The sequence below is a fragment of the Streptomyces sp. NPDC047974 genome (genome assembly GCF_040653375.1).
GTDB lineage: Bacteria > Actinomycetota > Actinomycetes > Streptomycetales > Streptomycetaceae > Streptomyces.
Genome location: NZ_JBEZNU010000086.1, coordinates 1 through 3000 on the forward strand (window position 1 = coordinate 1; position 3000 = coordinate 3000).

Below are 3000 nucleotides of genomic sequence, written 5' to 3' on the forward strand. Positions count from 1 at the left end.
GGTGTCGGCGTACACGTGAACGTGCCCAGCCACGTACGGATGAACGTGCCCAGCTGCTGACGTAGCGGGGATCGTTCGTGGGCAGTCTGCCGCTGGCCTGTTCGGGGTGGTGGAGGGCGGCTGACCGTGGTGTTGGATCCGCAGCGGTGGATGGAGCTTCGACGGTTTCGTGGGCTGTTTGAGTCCGGGGCTATGAGCCTGTCGGAGATCGCGCGGGAGACAGGGCTCAACCGCCGGACGGTCCGCAAGTATCTGTCCTCCGAGGCTCCGGCCGCACCGCCCCGGCGGGGAGGGGTTCGCAGCGGCCGAGCCCGCCGATGGATGGTGGACGAGGTCGCGCCGCTGATCGATGCGATGCTCCGGTCGGAGATCCTGATCAAAGGTGCCGTGGTTCACGAGCGGCTGGTGGCCGAGTACGGCTTCACCGGCACCTACCAGCGGGTGAAGCTCTACATGCAGGAGGCCCGCCCTCGCATCGCTCAGGAACTGGGCATCAGCCCCGGTGAATTGGCCGGCCTGCATCGCAGGTTCGAGGTCGTGCCTGGGGCTCAGGCCCAGGTCGACTGGGGAGACGAGGGCCAGATCCTCGCCCACGTCGGCATCCCGAAGGTCTACTCGTTCCACATGACGTTGTCCTACTCACGTGATCCGTTCTGCTGCTTCACCACCAGCCAGGACCTGGCCACCTTCTTCGACTGCCACCGTCAGGCCTTCGCCCACTTCGGCGGGGTGCCGATGTCGATCGTCTACGACCGCACCAAGACCGTCGTCCGCCGCCACGTCGCACCGGGCGAGGCGGTGCCCCTGCACCCGGAAGCGGTCGGATTCGCCGGACACTACGACTTCGATATCGATGTCCTCGCGGCCTACCGGCCTACCGGGAAAGGCCGGGTCGAACGCCAGGTCTTGATCGTCCGCGACCACGTCCTGTCCGGACGGTCCTTCGCCTCCGTCGAGGAGCTGGACTCCGCTTTCAACGCCTGGGTGCCCCTGCGCCGGGCGAAGGTCCACAGCACCCACGGCGAGGTCATCGGCCATCGCGCGGTCCGCGACCACATGGCTCTGCGACCGCTGCCGGCGACACCCTACGTGATCACCCAGCGACACCTTCGCTATGTCGGCAAGGACTGCCTGGTCGCCTTCGACGCGAACCTCTACTCTGTGCCGGCCCGCAAGGTCCGCCCGCGTCAGCTGGTGGAAGTCAGAGCCACGAAGTCCCAGGTCATCCTTCACTCCACCGTTCCCGACGCCAACGGCGACACCCTCCTCGCGATGCACCGCAGGGCCGTCGGCCGCGGAGCCTGCGTCGTCGACGAGAAGCACTGGGACGGACTCCCCGACGGAATGAACAGGCGGACCACCACCGGTGATGTTCCTCCTCAGCGCCGCCAGCAGGCCGCCCTCGGCGAGGAGGCCCTCTCGCTGATGGCTCTCCTGACCCGGGCCGCGGCCGTCCGAGTCGAGGTCGGCCGCCGCCCCCTGTCGGTCTATGACGAACTGACCGGAACCCGTCCCTTCACCGCCCACCCCACACCGGAGGAGCCCAGTTGAGTGAGTTGGTCAGCACCCGCATCCGCACCACGGCCGCCAAGCTCGGTCTGCCCCACCTGGCCGAGAGCCTGAAGCAATACGCCGGCCGGGCTGACGAGGCCAAGATGGGCTACCTCGACTTCCTCGACCTCGTCCTGGCCGAAGAGCTCGCCGTGCGTGACGACCGCCGCTTCCGACAGGGCCTGCGGCTCTCCAAACTGCCGCACCACAAGACGCTCGACGAATACGACTTCGCCTTCCAGCCCGAGCTCGACCCCCGCAAGATCAAAGACCTCGCCACCCTCGCCTTTGTCGAGGCCAAGGGCAACGCGGCTCTGCTGGGACCACCCGGAGTCGGCAAGACGCACATCGCAGTGGCTCTCTCGGTCGCTGCCTGCCGGGCTGGCTTCTCCGTCTACTTCACCACCCTCGACGACATGGTCCGACAGCTCAAGGCCGCTGAGGCATCCGGGCGGCTGAACAGCAAGCTCCGTACCTATCTCCGCCCCGGAGTCCTCGTCGTTGATGAAGTCGGCTACCAGCCGCTGGAGCGGGCCGAGGCCAACCTGGTCTTCCAGGTGATCTCCAAGCGCTACGAAAAGGGCTCGATCATCCTGACCTCGAACAAGACCTTCAGCGAATGGGGACAGGTGTTCGGCGATGAAGTCCTCGCCACCGCCATCCTCGACCGCCTCCTGCACCACTGCGACGTCGTCTCCATCAACGGCCCCAGCTACCGGCTCAAGAACCGGCTCGCCGCCATCGAGCGCGATGCCAATGTGGCCTGATCAGCCGCAATAGACGTCTCGCCATCGACATCCCGCCGGCTTCTTAACCGGGCTGGCGGGCGGGCAGCCCCGCCTTGGCACGCCAGTAGTCTGCGTCGTGTGGGTCGGCCAGCCATCCGATCAGGCGCTCAGCGCCTGCACGGAAGGCCTGAGGCAGCATGGCCAGATCATCGACGGCAAGGCTGAAGGCATCAACGTCGTGGGTGGCGTGATCGGTGTCGCACCAGCAGGCAACGTTCACTGCCGCGTCGACCGCGAGCCGACCCAGGTCTGTCCACACGACCTGGAGCAGGAACTCCAGCTGGTCGCTCCCGTGGGCATGCTCGATGACGTCCAGGCCGAGGATGACCGGCGTCCCTGGCTGAGGTCCAGCGAAGATCGCGTGGTCCAAAGCCCATTCCCATTCCGCCCCAGTTGCGATGGCGCGAGCCGCATCAACAGCACGGGCCGCGTCCTTCAGCGATTCCACGCCAGCAGGCGATAGGCCGGGGATCAGCATGGTCAAGGGAACATCGGCGAAGGCACCTCGTTTCATGCGTCGATCATCGGGGCTTCTCCGGCCACAGGCCAGGAGTTCTGCGCCGACGTCCCCTTCTTCTCCCCACAAGCCGGCGCTTGAAGGCCGCCAAGCTGAGCACGTTCATCCGTACCTTGCTGAGCACCTCAGTGAGTACGCGGACAG

Annotated in this window: 3 protein-coding genes; 2 read left to right on the forward strand and 1 reads right to left on the reverse strand. The window is 66.5% G+C overall.

Annotation, left to right across the window (positions count from 1 at the left end; genetic code table 11):
- Positions 1-126: 126 nt before the first annotated feature.
- Entirely contained in the window at positions 127-1551 is a 1425-nt protein-coding gene (gene istA / locus AB0E19_RS38310; RefSeq protein WP_362189771.1) for an IS21 family transposase, read from the forward strand.
- Positions 1548-2318 carry an IS21-like element helper ATPase IstB gene (gene istB / locus AB0E19_RS38315; protein WP_362189774.1) on the forward strand — a complete coding sequence of 257 codons (771 nt, stop codon included), beginning with the start codon at positions 1548-1550 and terminating at the stop codon, positions 2316-2318. Before istA ends, istB begins: the two co-directional genes overlap by 4 nt.
- A gap of 43 nt (positions 2319-2361) precedes the next feature.
- Here the strand turns inward: istB and AB0E19_RS38320 are convergent, their stop codons facing one another.
- Complete coding sequence (locus AB0E19_RS38320; RefSeq protein WP_362189777.1) at positions 2362-2853, reverse strand: hypothetical protein; 492 nt, start codon at positions 2851-2853, stop codon at positions 2362-2364.
- Positions 2854-3000 lie beyond the last annotated feature (147 nt).